We start from the raw sequence: 20,028 nt of genomic DNA on the forward strand, positions 1-20,028 counted from the left end.
CGGCCGCGGTCAGCCCGAGGAGCGGGACAGGGCGAGGCTGACCTCGACCGTGCCCTCGTCGCGCACCTCGACCGGCGCGAGCTGCGGGGCGCCGATGCCGTAGTCGGAGAACCGGACGGCGATCGCGCCGTCGACCTGCAGCCCGTCGCCCGAGCGCTGGACCTCGAGGGCGACGGTCACGGGCTCGGTGACGTCGCGCAGGGTCAGGGTCCCGCTCGCCTCGAGCAGCACGGGCCCGGGCGCGTCCTCGACCGCGGTCACGTCGAGGGGTGTCGTGAGGGCGAAGACCGATGTCGGGTAGACGTCGACCTCGAGCACGCGCCGCAGGAGCGCGTCCTCGACGGCGTCCCCGGTCGTGAGGGTCGCGGTCGCGACCTCGATGCGCGACGACGTCGCCTCGCCCGACACGACGTCCACCGCACCGGTCACGTCCTGCGTGCTGCCGACGACCGTCTCCTCGTCCCGCGGGACGCCGAGGCGCTCGGCGCGGAACCCCGCCGCCGAGCCCGGACCGACGACCCAACGCCCGTCGACGTCGAACGGCCCCGGCGCCGGAGACTCGACGGCGGGCGACGTCTCCCCCGGCGTCTGCAGTCCCAGCGGCGGCGGCGTGCGGCCCTCGGTGAGCTCGCTGTAGACGAACGGGGCGAGCAGGAGCACGACGAGCGCCAGGACGACGGTGACGACGACCCAGCGCGTGGACCTGCTCATGAGCCCCATCCTGCCGCGACTCGTGTCGGCCCGGCGCCAGCGACGCGCACGTGCGGTCTCACTCCTCCGCGGCCGGGGCGGGCTCCGCGGGGGCCGGCCACGCGAGGCGCGGCCAGACCGTCGCCGACGCGTCCGTGCCGACCCGCACGAGCTGCCAGTCGAGGATCCGGCGCTGCTGCGGGTCGAAGCGCAGCACGGTCATCTCCGCCGTCCCCTTGAGCGGTCCCACGCGCAGCTGGTCCTTCACGGCTCCGGCGGTGCTCCCGCTCACGTACCGCACCCCGCCGCCCATCCGCTCCGGCCCGGACCGCGTGTGCATGTGCCCGGAGATCTGGTTCGGCACGCAGCCCGACTCGATCGCGTCGTTGCCCATGCGCGGCGTGTGGATCATGAGCAGGTCGATCCCGTCGCCGTCCTCCTGCTCCGCGCACGCGGTCTCGGCGAGCCGTGCCGCGTACTCCTCGGGCGTCTCCTCGCGCGCGGGCTGCGCGGCGGCGGCGAGCCGGGTCTCGAGCGGGTCGCGGTCCCCGAGGATGCGGATCCCCTCGACCTCGACGACCTCTCCGTCGAGCACGACCTGGCCGCGGCCACGCTCCTGCGCGGACGTCTCGACGCTGTCGTGGTTGCCGTCCGCGACGACCGTCGTCACGCCGTTCGGGATGGCGTCCGCGAAGGCGTCGACGCAGAACGACTCCACCGCGGTCCCGTTCATCGTCGTGTCCCCGGCGTTGAGCACGACGCTCGCGCCCGAGCCCTCGACGACCGTGCGGATCAGCGGCGCCATCCCGACGTTGCAGTGCAGGTCGGAGATGACGACGAGGGTGACGAGGTCCTCCTCGGCCGCCGGCTCCGGCGACGTCGTGGTCCCCGCCGACGGCGCGTCGTCGGCCGGGGCGTCCGTCGCCTCGTCGGTCGGCTCGTCCGCCGGGGAGTCGGTCGGCTCGTCGGCCGGGGAGTCGGTCGGCTCGTCGGCCGGGGAGTCGGTCGGCTCGCTGTCCGGCGCGATCGTCGCGACGGCACGCTCGCCGTCGGCCCGCGCGCTGCGCTCGGTTGCGGCGGCGTTGAGCCGCTGGACGGTCTGCCGCCGGTCCCAGGCGGTGACGAGGTTGTCGTCCGCCTCGGCGTAGAAGTCCTCGTTCTCGCGGTAGAAGTCGAGGACGAGCGAGCCGTAGGTGTCGACGACGCCGGCGAGGCGTCCCGTGATGCGCGCGCCCTCGAGCGGCGTGCCCGCGAACACCGCGGACGCGGGCCGACCCTCGCTGCCCGACGCAGCCGGGTCGCTCGACGACAGGGACGCGGCGACGAGGCCCACCAGGACGACGCTCGCGGTGATCTCGAACGTCCGGGGCGCGGTGACCGCCGTGAGCTCCCGACGCCGCGCCGCACCGAGCAGCGCGTACAGGCCTGCGCCGCCCGCGGCCACGACGAGGATCGCGAAGCCGGTGCGGCGCAGCGCGTCGACGACGAGCGCCCGCGCGACCGAGCCGATGGTCTCCTGGGGTCCGCCGAAGAACCGCAGGTAGTCCTCGAGGTCCTGCGACAGCCCTTCGAGCGTGTCGGCCTGCCCGACGGCGGTGAGGTCCGCCGGGATCTCCTGGACCGTGACGTCGGCGCCGAGGCCCAGCGGCAGCGGCGACTCGATCTGCAGCGTCCCGAGGGGACCGAGGTCGACGACGACGAGCCCGTCGGTCGTCACCTCGTACGTCGCCTCGTGCGGGCCGAGGCTGCGCTCGGCGGTCGCCGTCGTGACCCCCCAGACGACGCACGGCACGAGAGCGGCGACGATGCCCAGGGTCCAGCGGACCCAGCGGGGTGGGGTGCGGTGCGGGGTGCTCATCACCGCCCACCCTTCCGGATCCGCCGCCGCCTCGCCAACGCGTCGAGCCCGATCAGGCCCGTGCGCCGCGCAACGTGACGAGCGCCACACCCGCAGCGACGAGCATGAGCACGACGCCGATGAGCGACGTCACGCCGACGCCGCTGCCGAACGCGGCGTGCGCCGAGTCGAGCAGGGCCTGGGCCTGCCCGGCGGGCAGCGTGCCGGCCACCTGCGTCGCTCCCCCGAGGGTCTCGGCCGCAGCGGCCGCGTCCGCCGCGGGCACTCCCGCGGGGACGACCACGTTCGCGTGGTACGACGCGGTGAGGATGCTGCCGAGCACCGCCGTGCCCAGCACGGCGCCGACCTCGTAGGCCGTCTCGGAGATCGCGGACGCCGCGCCCGCCTTCTCGGCGGGCACCGAGGACACGATGAGGTCGTTGGACACGGTCTCGGCCGCGCCGACGCCGAACGACAGCACGACGAACGCGACGACGAGCAGCGCGAGCGTGCTCTCCCCCGCCCCTGCCGCGACGATCGCGTAGCCCGCCGCGGAGAACAGCAGCGCGACGGCGACGACCCGCGCCGGGCGCACGCGTCGGACGACCTTCACCACGCCGAGCCCGGCGACGACCATGAGCACGAGCCCCGGCAGCAGCGCGATCCCCGCCTGCATGGGCGACAGCCCGAGCACGAGCTGCACGTCCTGCGACACGAAGAACAGGAAGCCGACGAGCGAGAACACCGAGAGCAGGTTGACCAGCACGGCGCCGCTGAACGCGCCGCGCGTGAACAGGCGCACGTCGAGCATCGGGTCCGGACGACGCAGCTGACGCCGCACGAACAAGGTCCCAGCCACGAGCCCGACGGCGACGCTCGCCAGCGCGAGCCCGCTCACCCCGGACTTCGCGAGCGTCTTGATCCCGTAGACGATCGGGGTCATCGTCGCCATGACGAGGAGGATCGACCACGCGTCGACCCGACCGGGGGCCGGGTCGCGCGACTCGGGCACGAAGAGCGGCGCGAGGACGAGGAGCAGGGCGAGGACGGGGACGGCGAGGAGGAAGACCGAGCCCCACCAGAAGTGCTCGAGGAGGAACCCGCCGACGATCGGGCCGAGCGCCGAGCCCGCGGCGAACCCGGCGGCCCAGATCGCGATGGCGAGACGCCGTTCCTCGCGGTCGGTGAAGACGTTGCGCAGGAGCGAGAGCGTCGACGGCATGAGCATCGCGCCGAAGAACCCGAGGCCCGCACGCGTCGCGATGAGCGCCTCCGCGCTCGGGGCGTAGGCCGCGACGACGGACACCGCGGCGAAGCCCACCGCACCGGCGAGCAGGAGGCGGCGCCGTCCGATGCGGTCGGCGAAGGAGCCCATCGGCACGAGCAGGCCGGCGAGCACGAGCGGGTAGATGTCGATGATCCACAGCAGCTGCGTCCCCGTGGGACGCAGCGCCTCGGAGATCTGGGGCAGCGCGAAGCTGAGCACCGTGTTGTCGATCGACACGAGCAGCACGGGGAGCATGAGCACCGCGAGCGCGAGCCACCGGCGCGCCGCGCCGGGCGCGGGTGCAGTGGGGGCGTCCGGGCGGATCGCGGGGCGGTTGAGCTGGGTCGCCGTCACGACGAGGTCCTTCCACGACAGCGGACGGCCGGGGCGGCGCGATGGCGCCGAACTTCCGAACCGTCCAGACGGTACAGTAACGCGCTCGCACCTCCTCCGTCATCCCGGGACGGCTGTGACGCTCCGCACCACCCGCCGTCCGACGACCGCTCGCCCGCCTGCCCGCCCGACGAGGACGTCGTCGACCTGCCGCGACTACCCTCGACGACATGCCACCCCCTCCCGCCGCCCGTGCCAAGGTCCTGCGCGCGTTCGCCGCTCTCCTCGTCGAGCACGGCGAGCGCGCCGCGACGCTCGAGGCCGTGGCCGAGCGCGCCGGTGTCTCCAAGGGCGGCCTGCTCTACCACTTCGGGTCGAAGGACGCGCTCGTCGACGGTCTGGTCGACCACCTGCAGGAGCTCACCGACGCCGACGTCGCCGTGATGCGTGCGGCACCCGCCGGCCCGGTCGACTACCTGCTGCGCACGTCGACCGTCGTCGACGGCGAGTTCGAGCTCGTCTACCTCGCCGTCTCACGGCTCGCGCAGGGCGCCTATCCCCGTGCCCGCGCCGCGCTCGACGGCGCGCACGACGCCTGGACGCGAGCCGTTCTCGACGAGGTCGGCGACCCGGTCGTCGCGCGCGCCGTCGTCCTCATCAGCGACGGCCTCTACGCGCACGCGGCCTTCGACGGCGCGGTCCTGGACCCGAGCGCGACCGACGACGCGTCGGCGGGCGGCCCGACGTCGGGTGGCGACGACGCGGAGGGACTCACCTTCCGGGCGCCGCGCCGGGGCGACGACGTGGACGACCTGCTCGCGCTCGTCACCGAGATCGTCGCGATGCGACAGAGCGGGACGGCACCGTCGGTGTGACACCCTGCCCTCCGGTGTTACTCTCGATGGCATGCCCACTGTCAAGCCACGGCACGCGATCACGGAGACCGAGTCCGTCGCGCACGCCCTGGCCGTCGCGCGCCGTCGATGGCCCGGCCAGCCGGCCACCAGACTGCTCACGCGACTGATCGAAGAGGGAGCCTCGGCCGTCGAGCGTGAGGAGGCCGTCGATCACGACGAGCACCGGCGGGCCGTGGAGGCACTGCCCACGCTCGCCGACTACTACCCCGACGGATATCTCAAGGACGTCCGCTCGGGGTGGGACGAGTGATCGTCGCTGACGCGAACCTCGTGATCGCCGCGTCGAACCCTGGACACGTCCATCACCGGGACGCCACCCGCATCATCCTCGAGCACGGCCTCGACGGCATCGTCCTGCACTCCCTGACGATGGCTGAAGTTCTCGTCGGACCCGCGAGGGAGGGTGCGCACGCCCAGGTGCGGGAGCGGCTCACCGCCGCCGGCTTCCAGCTCTCTCCCGCGGGCGAGCCCTCCCCGGAGGCCCTCGCACTCGTCCGGGCGACCACCTCGCTCAAGATGCCCGATGCCTGCGTCCTGGCCACTGCCGAACACCTCGCCGTGGCGCTCGCCACCTTCGACGCGCGCCTCGCACGGGATGCCCGCGCGCGGGAGTTGACGGTTCACGGGCTGCCGCCCAGGTAGAAGGAGACCGAAGTCCGCCGGTTCTCTGCCGACAACCTCGTTCGCCTCCAGCTCCTCGGAGGCAACGCCGGGTCGGTACCCGACATCGACCGCGCCCTGCGAGACATCGCCGCGCCGTCACCCGGCTCGCCCGAGCTGGATGGCCGCTGCGGCCGACATTCCCGGCGGCGACAACGAGGGAGGGTATTTTGGCTGGCAAACACCCGCACAGACCGGAATGAACCGCCACGCCTCCTCTAGGTCATGTCTCCCAACGAGGTTCCGCAATGGCCTCATCGCGGGGACGCACGAACCCTCGAGCGAAGCCTCTCGGGCCGAGACCGGCCACCGCGAACGTCGAGCCGGTGTCGTCGCGACCACCGGTGCATCTTCCAGGCGAAGTATCCGGACGCTCCGAGCAGGGCAGCGGTGACCGCCGGGGCCAGGAGCCAGGTGCGATCACCTGGCCGGTAGACGATTTGAGGATCTGAGTAGGCGTCGTGGTGGAGCACCGGATGGACCGGATCAGGTGGCGGATCGCCTTCTACCGTGCCGAGGTCTTCGTCTAGGAGGACGTCCTTGACGACGCGGTCCCCAGCGTCGGACTCCCACGTGCCGGTCCAGTTGCAGAGCGTGGCACCGCGGATCAGATTGCAGTGCTGCTCGACCGGCGTGAACGTGCCGACCTCGCCGTCGTGCTGGGCTCGCCAGCTGTTGACCGTCCCGGAGAGCCCGGACCCCACGGCAACGACCGCCACGCTTGCCAAGAGCACGTGCACGAGCACTTCGAGCGAAGTGACGATCACGCGTCGAGCCTTACCGGAACCCATGGCGGAAACCTAGCGCCGATCGCGTCGACCTCGAACCGGTGCACCCGAGCGGTTCGATGAGCGCCGGCCCTTGTGTCGAGACGTGCTGCCTATCGACCTGCCTCCAATGCCTGACGTGGCAGAGTTGCGCCAGCGATTTGCACCATTCATACCGACGTGCCGGATGTCGACGGCTTCCTTGCTTAGGACTTGCGCAGCCAGGTGAGGATCGCGGCCAGGACGGCGCCGGCGCGGTAGACGATGGCGTGCTTGTCGTAGCGGGTGGCCAGGCCGCGCCATTGCTTGAGCAGGTTGAAGGATCGCTCGACGACGTTGCGCCGCTTGTAGGTCTCCCGGTCGAGCTTCGGCGGGCGACCGCCTCGTGCGCCTCGTCGCTTCCGGTTCGCTTGCTGGTCGGACGGCTCTGGGATCACAACCTTGATCCCGCGCCGCCGAAGCATCGCTCGATTGCCGCGCGACGAGTACCCCTTGTCCCCGAGCACCGTGTCCGGTGTCGTTCGAGGACGCCCTGCGCCCAGTCGCGGTACCCAGATGCCGGCGAGCACCAGCTCGAGCGCACGCCCGTCATGCGACTGCCCGGGCGTCACCACGACGGCGAGAGGGCGGCCGCGCCCGTCGACTGCATGGTGGATCTTGCTCGTCAGCCCGCCGCGTGATCGGCCGATGCCGTGACCTGCGGGTTCACTGTTGACGACGCGGTCCCCGCGGTTCTTGTGATTCGACGTCGCCCCCTGTGTCTTGCTCCGGGCGAGTCGTGTTCGTCGCGTGCTGGTGAGCCCGGTTGATCGTCGAGTCCACCGACACGGTCCAGTCGATCTCGCCGGACGCGTCCGCCTCGGCCACCAGCTGGGCCAGGACCCGGTCCCAGGTGCCGTCGTCGGCAAACTTCTTGTGCCGCTTCCACACCGTCTGCCACGGCCCGAACGCCTCACGAGGCAGGTCCCGCCACGGGATCCCAGTCCGATACCGGTAGGCGATCCCCTCCACGACCGCACGGTGCCTCCGAACGGGCGCCCGACCTTGCCCGCGTTCGACGGCAGCAAGGGCTCGATCAGCTCCCACTGCTCGTGCGTAAGGACCCGGAAACGACTCACGGCCGCGAGTCTGCCGCCCAGCTCACCGCTGGGTTAGGAGACCGCCCTAGGGCCTGTCCTGTGAATGGCCTGGTCACAGCGTTGGTAATGTCTGGTTTGTGGGTGTTGGGCGTGGTGAGCTGACGGATACGGCCTGGGCGCGGATCGAGCCTCTGCTCCCCTCGGCGGAGGGGCGTCGGGGTGGTCGGTGGCGTGATCACCGGCAGGTGATCAACGGGATCCTGTGGCGGCTACGCACCGGGGCGCCGTGGCGGGACGTGCCCGAGAAGTACGGGCCGTGGAAGACGCTGCACGAACGCCTGCGGATCTGGACCAAGGACGGCACCTGGGAGCAGATCCTGGACCACGTGATCGTCAAGGACGACTCGATCGGCACCCTGGAGTGGACCTTCTCGATCGACTCCACCAACGTCCGGGCCCACCAGCACGCCGCTGGTGCCCGGAAAAAAGGGGCTGCACGACCGGGTGGGTCGAACAGCTCGCGGTCGTTGATGAGGCGATCGGCCGGTCGCGGGGAGGTCTGACCTCCAAGATCCACCTCGCGACCGACGGCCGTGGGCTGCCGATGAGCGTGATCCTTACCCCCGGGCAGGCCGGCGACAACCCGCAGCTGCTGCCCTTGCTGGACCAGGTCAGCGTGAAACGCGACGGGCCCGGCCGGCCCCGCAAGCGACCCGACCGGGTGCTGGCGGACAAGGCCTACTCCAGTCCCTCGACCCGCCGCGCTCTGCGGGCCCGCGGCATCCGGCTGATCAGCCCGGAGAAGAAGGACCACGCCGCCAACCGGCTCCGCAAGGGATCGGCGGGCGGGCGGCCACCGGTCTTCGACTCGGAGGCATACAAGGGCCGCAACGTGGTGGAGCGTTGCTTCAACCGGCTCAAGCAGTTCCGTGCCCTGGCCACGCGTTTCACCAAACGAGCCGCCTACTACCGCACCGAGCTCACGCTCGCCGCGATCGTCCTCTGGCTCCGCAATTCACCAGATACGGACTAGAGAGCTTTCCAATACACGACCTTGTCGTCCCCGGGGCCGTAGTACTCACGGATCCTGGCCTCTTCGTCGAATCCTCGCGCAAGGTAGAAGGCACGGGCTCGAACATACTGGTCGGTGCTGGACGTCTCGACGATGAGAATCCGCGCCTCATTCTCGCCACGCGCACGCAGCTCGTCCTCGATGTGTGTGATCAGCGTGGTTCCAGCACCTGCAGCTTGCCGCGCGGGGTCGACGGCGATGAAATACAGGTTCCACACTCGGTCCGCGAAGGGCTCGGGCGCGAAGTAGGCCGCCGCGAGCACATCTCCGCCGGCGTCGACGAGTATGCGCCAGTGGTGGTCGACCAACGTGCCGTCGAGCGACCCAGCGAACACCTCCAGCACGGCGTCCCACTCGTCGGCCTCGAACATGCCGCTGTCCAGGGCAAGGCGCGTGATCGCGCCACTGTCACCCAGCTGGGCGTGGCGGACGGTCGGTTCAAGCGGCATGGCTGGCTCCTCGTTTTCAAAGGAGGCAAGCCTACGCGATCTGGTACCCGCTCAGGCCGCATCGGTCCGGTTCGCCGCGCCCAACACTCACTAACCAGACATTACCAATCCTGTGGCCAGGCTATTCACAGGACAGGTCCTAGAGCACACTTCGGCAACTACCGGCCGAGCACCCGCCGGCACGCGCACTTATCCAACAACCTCGCCGCCACCGAGCACGGCATCAAGCTCTCGGTAGATTCGCAGGAATTCATCCGGTTCGATCGACGGCGGCGTCCAGTCCTGCCCTTCGAAGTGGCGGATCGCATCGCTGGGAACGGGAATGCCGTACTCCTTGATGTACTGGATGCCGTCGAGCCGCCAGTAGTAGCTCCCGTCAGACGCGATCGCTGAACCGCCCGGGACTTCGAATCGCCCCCCGATCTCGTCACGCGTGTGTTCCATCCAGGCCAAGAACACGGGGCAGCCCTGCAGGTACGCGGCGACGCGACTGCGAAGATCCGTCGTCATTTCCGTGGAGCGGTCGAGCATGGTGGCTGACCACGCCTGGTCGCCGCTGGTCGGTGCGATCGCGCCCAGCGGCCTCAGGTGTTCGTCGTAGGATTTCATCAGAAGCTCCACTGCAGAAGTCGGCCGGTGAACGGGTCAAGTTGCACTTGCCGGGTAGTCGCGAGCGCAACGACGTAGAGCGTCTTCGAGAGCACCCTGGGATCGACCAACCTACAGTCGATCATTGCCGAAAACAGTGGTGTTCGCAGAACGGCGTGAGGATCATCTGCATATCCTCGTGGTCTATTCCTGTCGTCTTCATTCCAGATCGTATAGACATGTCCGGTGCCGTACCGCTGAGCAACCGTGGCCCCAGCCTCTCGCGCATCATGTGCCATCAGCATCAGGCGAACGCCCGGCTTGTCGCCCGCATGGTCACCCTCGACCCAACCGCACCACCGACATCACCGCAGCAGCCCTGGTCCTACTCCATCTTCAACGAGGAATCCGCTCATCGGGTTGATGAGAACACCTCAGAGAACCTAAGACGCTCCACCTGCCCGTGCCGCAGACCCAAGAATCACGAGAACGGCCGTCAAAGATGTCGTTGTCGTTCTCTTCCACTCCGGACGGCCCGACGTCGGGCGGCAGCGCCGTCGACGACCTGCTCGCGCTCGTCACCGAGATCGTCGCGATGCGTCGATGACGGGGCGGTGTCCCGTGACTCGGCCCACGCCGTCGTGGTCCGCTCCCTGGTCACCCTCTGACCGTCTACCTCGGTCGTGAAAGTGACGGTGACCGGGATGCCCGCAACCTCTGAACGGACAGCGAAGGACTGGTACGCGCTTGCCCCCGGAGCGACGTCACGGAACGTGCGGCTGCCGATCGGCGTCACGATCGAGACGTCCGCGGCGGTGTCGTCCTCGTTGAACACCCTCACTGCGAGGTACGGCTTTCCGGCGAGCCAGCGCTCACGGGCGTCCACGCTGAAGTGCGGCCCGGAGTCGTCGATGCACGGGTCGGAGGTCGGGGCGTCCTCCCACACGGCGCGGTAGTAGCGGGAGTAGGTCCACCCGTCCTCCCACACCGACGCCCCGAACGCCAGGTCGACGTCGTCGAGCCGCCAGTCGGGCGTGTGGTGGGGCGAGACCGTCCCGTCCTCGTTCGAGATCCACGCCGGCCACGGCTGGCGGCTCTCGAAGGGTTGACCGAAGCCTCCGCCCCCGTAGACGACGTCGTCGTAGCCGCCGTTCGGGCCGACCCACTCCATCATGAGCGAGTCGTCGCCTGCACCGGGCGGAGGTGTCACGACGACATCGACGGAGGGCACACCGTCGTCGCAGACCGGGGTCACGGAGACGACGTCGAGGTCGCACCGGGGTCGGACGACAGATTGCCACTCGAGGAGCAGCTGGCCCTCACCGTGGTTGCGCCACTGGTCGAACCAGAAGGGGAACTCGTAGCCGGGGGACGCCGTCGCGACGACACCGCTCTCCGTCCGGACGTAGGTGATCGACTCCGAGTCCTCCGGCAGCACGACGTCGTCCGGCGTGGCCGAGCAGTCCGTCACCGCCGCAGGGGTCACCGGCTCGACCGTCGTCGGCGGCACCCAGCACGGCTGGGAGACGCCCGACTCGGTCCGGTCGAACGCGTCGTCGGCGGCGTCGAGCGTCACGGTCCAGTCGTGCGTTGCGCTCCCGTCGAGCGGCCACGAACCCCAGTAGTAGCCGCCCTCGTCGGTGCTCCCCTCCGCGACGCTCTCGCCGGCGAGTGACACCACGACCGCCGTATCGGCCGGATAGCCGCTCACGTTCACCGACAGCTGGTCGCAGTAGGCGAAGACTTCCAGCCGCAGGTTCGGGTCGGAGTCGCACGGTTCTGTCACTCCTTCCCAGGAGAGGTCGAGCGCGTCGTCCTCGGCGTCCAGGGTGACGGACCAGGTGTGCGCAACGGTCCAGTCGAGCGGCCAGACGTTCCAATAGTTGCCGTCGACCGGATCGTCGGCGACGGTCTTCCCGTCGAGCGAGAACAGGACCCGAGAACCCTCGGGGTAGGACGACACGTTCGCCGTGACCTCCCCGCACGAGGCCGAGGCGTCGGCGTTCCGGTACGGATCGGTGTCGCACGGCGTCGTCGTGCCGCCGTCCGAGAAGTCTCCCTCCGCACCGTCGGGCGCATCGACGACGACGCTCCATTCGTGCGGCGTCGACCAGTCGACCTCGTACCAGGAGGAGAACCACCCGTCCTCGAGGGTCGCGTTCTCGACGGTGTTCCCGTCGATCACGATCGACACCGTGGTGCCGGCCGGGAACTCCTGAAAGCTGACGTAGACGGTGGAGCAGGAGGTCTGGACCTCCTGCGTGGCTGCGGAGGCGGGGGCCGCGGTGGCGACGCCCAACCCGCCGAGGGCCAGCACCGTCCCGACGGCGCTGGCGATGAGCTTCTTCACTCGGTTCGTGGTCCTTCACGAAAGGACGGCGCGGGCCGTCGTGGGACTGACTCGCGCATTCAACCAGACCCCGGACGCTCTGGACATACCTCGCTCGTGTCCGATTGCGGACGCCCCGGCTGGTTCTCACGAACCGCGCTGCGGTCAGCCCTCGTACGCGGCCCGCAACGGCCCGAGGTCCAGCTTGGCCTGCGTCATCATGACGTCGACGACGCGCTGGACCTTGGCGCCGTCCGGGTCCTGCAGCATCTCGAGGAACTCGGTGGGCACGATCTGCCACGAGAGCCCGAACCTGTCCTTGAGCCACCCGCACTGCGACTCCTGACCACCGTCCGCGGTGAGCACGTCCCAGTACCGGTCCACCTCGTCCTGGGAGTCGCACTCGACGACGAACGAGACCGCCTCCGTGAAGGGGAACTGCGGCCCGCCGTTGATGGCGGCGAACCGCTGCCCGGCGAGCTCGAAGTCGGCCGACACGGCCGTCCCGTCGGGCTGGCGGAACATCTCGCCGACCTTCGCGTCGGGGAACACGCCCGTGTAGAACTCCACGGCCTCCTCGAGGTTCATGTCGAACCACAGGCTCGGGACGATCGCTCGCATGGTGCCTCCTCGTGTCGGGCACGGCCCGCCCGGGCCGTCACGAGGTACGACGGCGCCCGGCCCCCGAACTCATCGCCTCGACGTCGTGCCCCGTCCGGCCCGAGGGGTACCTCAGGCGGACGCCTTCTTGCGCGTGCTGGTCGCCGCCTTCTTGGTCGTCGAGCCCGACGAGCTCTTCGCGCCTGACGCGCTCTTGGTCCCCGAGGCGCTCTTCGTGCCCGACTTCGCCGTCGTCTTCGAGCCCGAGGACGCGGTCTTCCTCGACGTCGAGGCGGAGGAAGACGAGGACGAGGACGAGGACGACGAGCGTGAGCCGCCCTCCCCGGAGGTGCCGCCCTTCGCCGTCGTGCCCGACCCGCCGGACGACCGGGACGACGACCCCGACGAACCGGAGGAGCCCGACGAGCCCTTGCCGCTCTTCGACGACGCGACGGACTTGCGCAGCGCCTCCATGAGGTCGATGACCTCGGCGCCCTCGCCCTCCTCGGCCTGCTCCCCGAACGTCTCGGCGACGTCGAGCGCGTCACCCTGCTCGAGCTTGGCGTCGATGAGCTGGCGGAGCTGGACCTGGTAGTCGTCCTCGTACTCCTCGGGGGCGAAGTCGGCCTCGAAGCTCGCCACGAGCTGCGAGGACATAGCGAGCTCCTTCTCGGTGACCTTCGCCTCGTCGTCGAGCGAGGGGAACGCGGCGTCGCGCACCTCGTCGGCCCACAGGAGCGTCTGGATGACGAGCACGTCGTCGCGCACGCGCAGCGCCGCGAGCCGCGTGCGCTGCCGCAGCGCGAACTTCACGATCGCGGTCCGGTCGGTCTCCTCGAGCGTGCGGCGCATGAGCACGTACGCCTTGTTGGACTTCGAGTCGGGCTCGAGGTAGTAGCTCCGGTCGAGCAGCAGCGGGTCGATCTGGTCGCTCGGGACGAACTCGACGACCTCGATCTCGCGGCTGCGCTCAGCGGGCAGGGCGTCGAGGTCCTCCCCCGTGAGCACGACGGTCTGCTCGCCGTCGGTGTACGCCTTCGCGATGTTCTCGTAGGGCACGACCTCGCCGTCGATCTCGCACACGCGCCGGTAGCGGATCCGACCGCCGTCCTTGTCGTGCACCTGGTGCAGCGGCACGTCGTGATCCTCCGTCGCGGAGTACACCTTGACGGGGACGTTGACGAGACCGAACGTGATGGCGCCCTTCCAGATGGCCCTCATCCGTCCATGGTGGCGTGCGACGCGCCCGAACGCGACCCCTCGGGAGCTTGTCCGCGTGTGGGTGGCCCGCGGCAGCATGGTGGGGTGGCGACGACGACCGGGGGACGACAGATGGCTGGGACACGTGCCGGCGGCGGGACCCGCTTCGAGTTCGAGGCCGAGCTGTGGCGCTGGGAGGCGCGCACGGACAGCTGGGTCTTCGCCGCGCTGCCGGAGGACGTGAGCGACGAGATCTCCGAGCTGCCGCTGCCGCCCGCCGGGTTCGGCTCGGTCAAGGTCCAGGTGACGATCGGCGCCACGCGCTGGTCGACGTCCGTCTTCCCGGACGCGGGCCGCAAGACGTACGTGCTCCCCGTCAAGGCCGCCGTGCGCCGGGCGGAGCAGGTGGACGTGGGCGACGTTGTCCGGATCGGCGTCGAGACCCTCTTCTGAGCCGCTTCAGCCGAGGAGCCCGAGGTGCAGCGCGCGCAGCACGGCGCGCGTACGGTCCCGCGCTCCGAGCTTGAGCAGCACGGTCGAGACGTGGTTCTTCACCGTCCCCTCCGCGAGGAACATGCCGTGCGCGATCTCGCGGTTGGAGTACCCGGCGGCCACCAGACGCAGCACCTCCAGCTCGCGCTCGGTGAGGTCCTGGACGGGCACGCCGTCGTCCTCCCCCGGGTCCGCCGCCCCGGACCGCACCGCGCGCAGGAGCTGGTCCGTGATCGACGGCTGGACGAGGGTGCCGCCGTCGGCGAGCGTGCGCACGGCGCCCGTGAGCTGCTCGAGCGTGACGTCCTTGAGGAGATATCCCCGCGCCCCGGCGCGCAGCGCGCGCAGCACGAGCTCGTCGTCGTCGAACGTGGTGAGGACGAGCGCCGGGGACTCGATGCCGCTCTCGCGCATCGCCTCGAGCGCCCAGATCCCGTCGTGGCGCGGCATGCGCAGGTCGAGCAGCACGACGTCGGGCGCGTGCTCGCGCACGGCGGCGAGCGCCGACATGCCGTCCTCGGCCTCCGCGACGACCTCGATGTCGGGCGCGATCTCCAGGAGGCTCCGGATGCCCCGACGCACGAGCGTCTGGTCGTCGACGAGCAGGACCCGGATCACCGCACGACCTCGCGCGGCAGGACCCTCGCGGAGGCGTCGGCGAGCGTGACCTCGACGCGGAAGCCCGACGCGCCGTCGACGTGCACGGTCCCGCCGAGGGCCTCGACGCGCTCGGTGATCCCCCGCAGCCCGTTCCCCGCCTCGACCCGCCGGGCCCCTCGACCGTCGTCCTGGGCGACGAGACGGATGCGGCCGTCGGTGACGGCGACCTCGATGCTCAGCTCGGTGGCGTCGGCGTGCCGGATAGTGTTCGTCACGACCTCCTGCGCCGCGCGCACGAGCACGACGGTCTGCCCCTCGTCGACCGTGACGTCGTCGGCGACGACCACGCGCACGCGCGGCGCGAGCACGCGCTCGACCATGGACTCGATCGCCTCCTGCAGGCTCGGTGCCCGCCGCCGCAGCTCCCCCACGGTGGCCCGCACGTCGCCCAGGAGCTCGCGCGCGACGGTCTTGGCGCGCAGCACGTGCTCGCGCGCGCTCTCCCCTTCCTGGTGGCTCGCGGTCTCGAGCTCGAGCGCGAGCACCGTGAGCTGGTGGCCGAGCACGTCGTGCAGCTCGCGCGCGATGCGCAGGCGCTCGTCGGACCGGGTGGACACGTCGCGCAGCACCGCGGCCGCACGCAGCTCGACGTGCGCGGCGGCGAGCTGCTCGCGCATCGTCCGCTCCCGCCGCAGCGCGAGCGTCGACCCGACGCTGGCGACCTGGAGGAGCAGGTAGATCGCCCCGCCGAGCACGGCGTCGGTGGCGGTCCCGCGGACTCCTGCGGAGACCGCGACGACGACGACGTTCACGACCACCACGACAGCCGTCACGCGCACCGGAACCACGTACACGCTCACGGCCGCGACGGCGACGAGCAGGATCGGCAGCCACCCTGCCCCCGGCGCGGTGAGCACCAGTGCGGCGACCAGCACGACCTGCACGGCGAGCAGCAGGTAGGCGCGCACCGTGGCGAACCCCGCGCCGAGCACGAGCCACACCGTGACGACGAGGAACGCCGCGAACACCACGAGCCAGGCGCCCACGGGCACCAGCATCGCCCCGGGTGCCGCGATCGGGACGAGCGCGCCGATCCCGAGCACCACGACGAGCATCGCGATGCCCGCCCACACCTCCGGGTCGATGCGTCGCATCCCCTCACCCTACGGACCCATCGGCGAGCCGCCACGTGCCGGAAGTCATGGTCGGAGCCCGTGACGACCGGCACGCGCGCCCCGCTGCGTCCGCTCCGTAGCGTCGAGGAACCGCCCGCGGACCGGCCGCGGGACAGGACAACGGACGACCGGAAGGACGGGACGGGATGCACGCCGTCGACGCACGGGACCTCACCAAGCGCTACCGCCGCAAGCACGGGACGACGATGGCGGTCGACGGCGTGAGTCTCGTCGCCACCGAGGGCGAGATCCTGGGGATCCTCGGACCCAACGGCGCGGGCAAGACCACGACCGTCGAGATGATCGCCGGGGTTCGCCGACCCGACGGCGGCTCGGTACGCGTCGCCGGCCTCGATCCCTTCACCGAGCGCGCCGCGGTGCGCCAGGTGCTGGGCGTCCAGCTCCAGTCCGGCTCCCTGCACGGCGCGCTCATGGTGCGCGAGCTCGCGCACCTGTACCGCTCGTTCTACGGGGCGGGGCGCGACCCGGACCGCCTGATCGAGACGCTCGGGCTCGGCGAGCAGCGCGAAGTGCGGTACGAGAAGCTCTCGGGCGGCCAGCAGCAGCGGGTCGCCATCGTCCTCGCGCTCGTCGGCGACCCGCGCGTCGTGATCCTCGACGAGCTGACCACGGGACTGGACCCGCAGGCGCGTCGCCAGGTGTGGGGCGTCGTCGAGCGTCTGCGCGACGACGGGGTCACGGTCCTGCTCGTCTCCCACCTCATGGAGGAGGTCGAGCGCCTGTGCGACCGGGTGACGCTGCTCGACGCCGGTCGCGGCGTCGCGCACGACACGCCCGCCGGCCTCGTCGCCGGAGCCGGGCTGGACCAGCGCGTGCGCTTCCGCGTCGCCGCGCCGCTCCCGCCTGGCCTCCTGGACCGCGTGCCCGGCGTCGACGGTGTGGAGGTGCGCGGCGAGCAGGTCGTCGTGACCGGGCACGGTGACCTGCTCCAGAAGGTCAGCACCGCGCTCGTGCACGCACAGGTCGTCGCGACCGAGACACGTCTCGAGCGCGCGACGCTCGACGACGCGTTCCTCGCCCTCACCGGTCGCTCGCTGGGCGACGACACCACCCGCGCAACGGTCGAGGAGGCCGCCTGATGTCCACCACCGCTCCCACCGTCCTGACCGCCGCCCGCCCGACGAATCGGCCGGGCCCGCGCGCGTGGGCCGCGCTCGTCGGCGCCGAGGCCAAGATGGTCGTGCGCGACACGGCGGGGCTCGTCATGCCGTTCGGCATGCCGGTCCTCATCCTCGTCATGTACGGGATCAGCGACGCGACACGGATCGTCATCCCGGACTCGGGCGGCCGCACCGCGTTCGACGTGTTCGTCGTGCCGGTCGTGCTCGCGATCGTCGTCGGGATCATCGGCGTGATCAACATGCCGAGCTTCCTCGCCTCCTACCGTCGCGCCGGGGTTCTCAAGCGCCTGTCCGTGACCCCGGCGTCCCCCGCGATGGTGCTCGTCGCGCAGGTCGTGGTGAGCGCGGCCCAGACGGCGTTGGGCGTCGCGATGGCGCTCGTCGTCGCGACCCTGGCGTTCGACGCCACGAGGCCGGCCTCGCCCGCGGCCGCGCTGGGCGTGCTCGCGCTGTGCGCGACCGCGATGTACGCCGTCGGGATGCTCGTCGCCGCCGTCTCCCCGACGCCGAACGCGGCGCTCGCGATCGGCCTCGTCGTGTTCTTCGCCTTCGGCGCGACGGGCGGCATGTTCGGCGACGTGTCGAACCTGCCGGAGCCTGTGGCCCGCGTCGGGGAGGCGTTGCCGTTCGGGGCGTCCGTCCGGGCGCTCGGCGACGCGTGGGCCGGGCAGCCGGTGGAGGCCGCGCACCTCGTCGCCCTCGGCGGGACGGTCGTCGTGTGCTCGCTCGTGGCTGCGCGGTTCTTCCGCTGGACCTGAGCCGACCACTCCCGTGCGCCCGGAGACCTCGGCCGCCGAGCGGCGTCAGTCCCCCGGGCGCACGAGGCCCGTCTCGTAGGCGAGGACGACGAGCGCGGCGCGGTCGCGCGCGTCGAGCTTCGTGAGGAGACGGCTCACGTAGGTCCGCGCGGTCGCGGGGCTGAGGAACAGAGCGCGGGCGATCTCGTCGTTCGTCAGGCCCCGTCCGACCTGCTCCAGGACCTCGCGCTCGCGTGCCGTGAGGGACTCCAGGCGCCCGACGTCGAGGGCTCGCGGGCTGCCCTCGACCGCGGCGCGCATGACGGAGGCCGTGATCGCCGGCGACAGGAGCGAGCCGCCGTCCGCGACGACCCGGATCGCCGACCGCAGGTCCCCCGGCGACACGTCCTTGAGCAGGTACCCGACGGCGCCCGACCGGATCGCCTCGACGACGTGCTCGTCCTCGTCGAACGTCGTGAGGACGAGCACCCGGACCTTCTCGAGCGCGGGGTCGGCGACGATCGCCCGCGTCGCCTCGAGGCCGTCCGTCCCGGGCATGCGGATGTCCATGAGCACGACGTCCGGGAGGTGCTCGCGCACTCTGGCCACGCCCTCGCGCCCGGTGCCGGCCTCGGCGACGACCTCGACGTCGCCGTCGTGCACGGCGAGCGCCCGCAGCCCGGCGCGCACGAGCTCCTGGTCGTCGACGATCACGACGCGGATCACGGCGCCAGCCTCGCCGGGAGGTCGGCGCTCACGACGAACCCGCCGCGCGCGCCGTCCCCCGCCTCGAGCCGGCCTCCCAGGAGCGCCGCGCGCTCGACCATCCCCGCGATCCCCTGCCCCGCCTCCACGTCCGTGCCGTGGAGGCGGAACCCCGTGCCGTCGTCGGCGACGCGCACCAGCAGGCGCCCGTCGACGACGCGTGCGCTCACCGTCGCGCGTCGAGCGTCCGCGTGCCGCAGGACGTTGGTCAGGGACTCCTGGACGATCCGGAACGCCGCGGCGTCGATCGCGCCGTCGAGCGCATCCGGCGCGACGTCGACGTCGAGCATGACGTCGAGGCCCGTGGCCTGCGCGGGCCGGACGAGCACGTCGAGCCCGGCGAGCGACGTCGAGCTGCGCGGGGCGGCGCCGGGCAGCGGCGCGCGCAGGACCTTGACGGTTGCGCGCAGCTCGCGCAGCGCCGCCGACGCCGCGTGCCCGACCTGGCCGAGCGCGGACCGTGCCGCGTCGTCGTCCCTCCCGACGGCCTCGCCGGCGACGTTCGCGTGCAGCGCGACGACCGCGAGGTGGTGACCGAGGACGTCGTGCAGGTCGCGCGCGATGCGTACGCGCTCCGCCTCGAGCCGACGGTCGGCGGCCTGCGCCTGCTCCGCCGCGGTGAGGAGGCGCACCCGTTCGGACTGCTCGCGCGCGGCCCGCGTGAGCCGGACCGCGACCCCGAGCGCGATCGCCGCCGCGACGAGCGCGACGTTCGTCACGAGGTCGTAGCCGTAGAGGTAGGTGACCGGCTGACCCTCCGCGACGCGGAAGTACGCGGCGACGGCCACGAGGACCACGCCCGACCCGACGGCCCACCACGTCCGCCCGAGCTCGGCCGCGGAGTACAGCGCCGCGACGGCGGGCAGGGCCATCCCGATCACGGGCAACCCCAGCGCGTAGTAGGCGAAGATCCCGAGCACCGTGAGCACGAGCATCGTGCGCGGCGCCACGCGCCGGATCGCGACGAGCGCCCCGAACCCCACCGCGAAGACGTACGCGACCGGCCCCGACCGTCCTGCCCCGTCGAAGTCCGCCGCGATGACGACGGCGATCGCGAGCGTCATCGCGAGCGCGAGCAGGCCGTCGGTGAGGCGCGGGTCGACGCCGGGCCGCGCACCCGCGGCGGCGACCCCCGGTCTGCGCACCGAGGCGGGACGTGGCGCACTCATGCCGTCAGCGTACGGAGCCGGGCACCCCGAGGCATCAGCCCCCGGACTCAGGGTCGTGTCGCCTCCGAGCGACACCGGTCGTCGCCGGGCTGCGACGCGCCGCCGCGGCAACAGCCGACCGGGGGCCGATGTGACGGGTCGGGTGCCCCCGGCATCGTCG

The 20,028-nt window shown here is 71.5% G+C and carries 19 protein-coding genes and 2 pseudogenes; 7 read left to right on the top strand and 14 right to left on the bottom strand.

Features of this window, described 5'->3' with window-relative positions; translation table 11 throughout:
* Positions 1 to 9: 9 nt before the first annotated feature.
* Genes AC4H2G_RS07675 through AC4H2G_RS07685 form a run of 3 tightly spaced genes read right to left on the bottom strand, consistent with a single transcriptional unit; the run spans position 10 to position 4,118 of the window.
* Positions 10 to 711: a YceI family protein gene (locus AC4H2G_RS07675; protein ID WP_494365166.1), complete on the bottom strand. Its 702-nt coding sequence runs from the start codon at positions 709 to 711 to the stop codon at positions 10 to 12.
* 58 nt (positions 712 to 769) lie between these two features.
* Positions 770 to 2,548 carry a metallophosphoesterase gene (locus AC4H2G_RS07680; protein ID WP_494365167.1) on the bottom strand — a complete coding sequence of 593 codons (1,779 nt, stop codon included), beginning with the start codon at positions 2,546 to 2,548 and terminating at the stop codon, positions 770 to 772.
* Positions 2,549 to 2,600: 52 nt separating this feature from the next.
* Positions 2,601 to 4,118 carry an MFS transporter gene (locus tag AC4H2G_RS07685; protein ID WP_494365376.1) on the bottom strand — a complete coding sequence of 506 codons (1,518 nt, stop codon included), beginning with the start codon at positions 4,116 to 4,118 and terminating at the stop codon, positions 2,601 to 2,603.
* A 239-nt stretch (positions 4,119 to 4,357) separates the two neighbouring features.
* Here AC4H2G_RS07685 and AC4H2G_RS07690 point away from each other — a divergent pair, with 239 nt between their 5' ends.
* The 3 genes from AC4H2G_RS07690 to AC4H2G_RS07700 are packed head-to-tail and all read left to right on the top strand — an operon-like array spanning position 4,358 to position 5,686.
* Positions 4,358 to 5,002 carry a TetR/AcrR family transcriptional regulator gene (locus AC4H2G_RS07690; protein WP_494365168.1) on the top strand — a complete coding sequence of 215 codons (645 nt, stop codon included), beginning with the start codon at positions 4,358 to 4,360 and terminating at the stop codon, positions 5,000 to 5,002.
* 31 nt (positions 5,003 to 5,033) lie between these two features.
* Entirely contained in the window at positions 5,034 to 5,294 is a 261-nt protein-coding gene (locus tag AC4H2G_RS07695; RefSeq protein ID WP_494365169.1) for a hypothetical protein, read from the top strand.
* Positions 5,291 to 5,686, top strand: coding sequence for a type II toxin-antitoxin system VapC family toxin (locus AC4H2G_RS07700; protein ID WP_494365170.1), 396 nt, complete (start codon positions 5,291 to 5,293; stop codon positions 5,684 to 5,686). The genes AC4H2G_RS07695 and AC4H2G_RS07700 overlap by 4 nt, the downstream gene beginning before the upstream one ends.
* Positions 5,687 to 5,958: 272 nt before the next feature.
* Here AC4H2G_RS07700 and AC4H2G_RS07705 read toward each other — a convergent pair whose 3' ends face one another.
* Both AC4H2G_RS07705 and AC4H2G_RS07710 read right to left on the bottom strand, forming a co-directional pair.
* Positions 5,959 to 6,471, bottom strand: coding sequence for a hypothetical protein (locus AC4H2G_RS07705; protein ID WP_494365171.1), 513 nt, complete (start codon positions 6,469 to 6,471; stop codon positions 5,959 to 5,961).
* A 206-nt stretch (positions 6,472 to 6,677) separates the two neighbouring features.
* Positions 6,678 to 7,589: pseudogene (locus AC4H2G_RS07710) on the bottom strand (IS5 family transposase).
* A gap of 98 nt (positions 7,590 to 7,687) precedes the next feature.
* On the opposite strand from AC4H2G_RS07710, the pseudogene AC4H2G_RS07715 reads away from it, so the two are divergent.
* Positions 7,688 to 8,583, top strand: a pseudogene (locus AC4H2G_RS07715) (IS5 family transposase).
* On the opposite strand, the gene AC4H2G_RS07720 reads toward AC4H2G_RS07715, so the two are convergent.
* The 5 genes from AC4H2G_RS07720 to ku all read right to left on the bottom strand — a co-directional run bounded on the left by AC4H2G_RS07720 (position 8,580) and on the right by ku (position 13,809).
* Positions 8,580 to 9,071, bottom strand: coding sequence for a GNAT family N-acetyltransferase (locus AC4H2G_RS07720; RefSeq protein WP_494365172.1), 492 nt, complete (start codon positions 9,069 to 9,071; stop codon positions 8,580 to 8,582). The pseudogene AC4H2G_RS07715 and the gene AC4H2G_RS07720 sit on opposite strands and share 4 nt — an antisense overlap.
* Before the next feature lie 189 nt (positions 9,072 to 9,260).
* Positions 9,261 to 9,680, bottom strand: coding sequence for a hypothetical protein (locus tag AC4H2G_RS07725; protein ID WP_494365173.1), 420 nt, complete (start codon positions 9,678 to 9,680; stop codon positions 9,261 to 9,263).
* 475 nt (positions 9,681 to 10,155) lie between these two features.
* A complete protein-coding gene (locus AC4H2G_RS07730; RefSeq protein WP_494365174.1) occupies positions 10,156 to 12,009 on the bottom strand; it encodes a hypothetical protein in 1,854 nt (617 codons plus the stop codon).
* Positions 12,010 to 12,153: 144 nt separating this feature from the next.
* Positions 12,154 to 12,609 (bottom strand): VOC family protein, encoded by a 456-nt coding sequence (locus AC4H2G_RS07735; RefSeq protein ID WP_494365175.1) that lies wholly within the window; start codon positions 12,607 to 12,609, stop codon positions 12,154 to 12,156.
* Between the two features lie 111 nt (positions 12,610 to 12,720).
* Positions 12,721 to 13,809 carry a non-homologous end joining protein Ku gene (gene ku, locus AC4H2G_RS07740; protein ID WP_494365176.1) on the bottom strand — a complete coding sequence of 363 codons (1,089 nt, stop codon included), beginning with the start codon at positions 13,807 to 13,809 and terminating at the stop codon, positions 12,721 to 12,723.
* Positions 13,810 to 13,920: 111 nt separating this feature from the next.
* On the opposite strand from ku, the gene AC4H2G_RS07745 reads away from it, so the two are divergent.
* On the top strand, positions 13,921 to 14,241 hold the full coding sequence (locus AC4H2G_RS07745; protein WP_494365177.1) for a DUF1905 domain-containing protein: 321 nt from the start codon (positions 13,921 to 13,923) through the stop codon (positions 14,239 to 14,241).
* A gap of 6 nt (positions 14,242 to 14,247) precedes the next feature.
* On the opposite strand, the gene AC4H2G_RS07750 is transcribed toward AC4H2G_RS07745, so the two are convergent.
* Both AC4H2G_RS07750 and AC4H2G_RS07755 read right to left on the bottom strand, forming a co-directional pair.
* Positions 14,248 to 14,898: a response regulator gene (locus tag AC4H2G_RS07750; protein ID WP_494365178.1), complete on the bottom strand. Its 651-nt coding sequence runs from the start codon at positions 14,896 to 14,898 to the stop codon at positions 14,248 to 14,250.
* Positions 14,895 to 16,034 (bottom strand): sensor histidine kinase, encoded by a 1,140-nt coding sequence (locus tag AC4H2G_RS07755; RefSeq protein WP_494365179.1) that lies wholly within the window; start codon positions 16,032 to 16,034, stop codon positions 14,895 to 14,897. Before AC4H2G_RS07755 ends, AC4H2G_RS07750 begins: the two co-directional genes overlap by 4 nt.
* A 167-nt stretch (positions 16,035 to 16,201) precedes the next feature.
* Between AC4H2G_RS07755 and AC4H2G_RS07760 the strand changes: the two genes are divergently transcribed.
* On the top strand, positions 16,202 to 17,155 hold the full coding sequence (locus tag AC4H2G_RS07760; RefSeq protein WP_494365180.1) for an ABC transporter ATP-binding protein: 954 nt from the start codon (positions 16,202 to 16,204) through the stop codon (positions 17,153 to 17,155).
* Entirely contained in the window at positions 17,155 to 17,955 is an 801-nt protein-coding gene (locus tag AC4H2G_RS07765) for an ABC transporter permease (protein WP_494365181.1), read from the top strand. Before AC4H2G_RS07760 ends, AC4H2G_RS07765 begins: the two co-directional genes overlap by 1 nt.
* Before the next feature lie 45 nt (positions 17,956 to 18,000).
* Here the strand turns inward: AC4H2G_RS07765 and AC4H2G_RS07770 are convergent, their stop codons facing one another.
* Complete coding sequence (locus tag AC4H2G_RS07770) at positions 18,001 to 18,660, bottom strand: response regulator (RefSeq protein ID WP_494365182.1); 660 nt, start codon at positions 18,658 to 18,660, stop codon at positions 18,001 to 18,003.
* Positions 18,657 to 19,868, bottom strand: coding sequence for a sensor histidine kinase (locus AC4H2G_RS07775; protein ID WP_494365183.1), 1,212 nt, complete (start codon positions 19,866 to 19,868; stop codon positions 18,657 to 18,659). The genes AC4H2G_RS07770 and AC4H2G_RS07775 overlap by 4 nt, the downstream gene beginning before the upstream one ends.
* Positions 19,869 to 20,028: the final 160 nt, after the last annotated feature.

Source organism: Cellulosimicrobium sp. BMG9.23 (assembly GCF_059159985.1).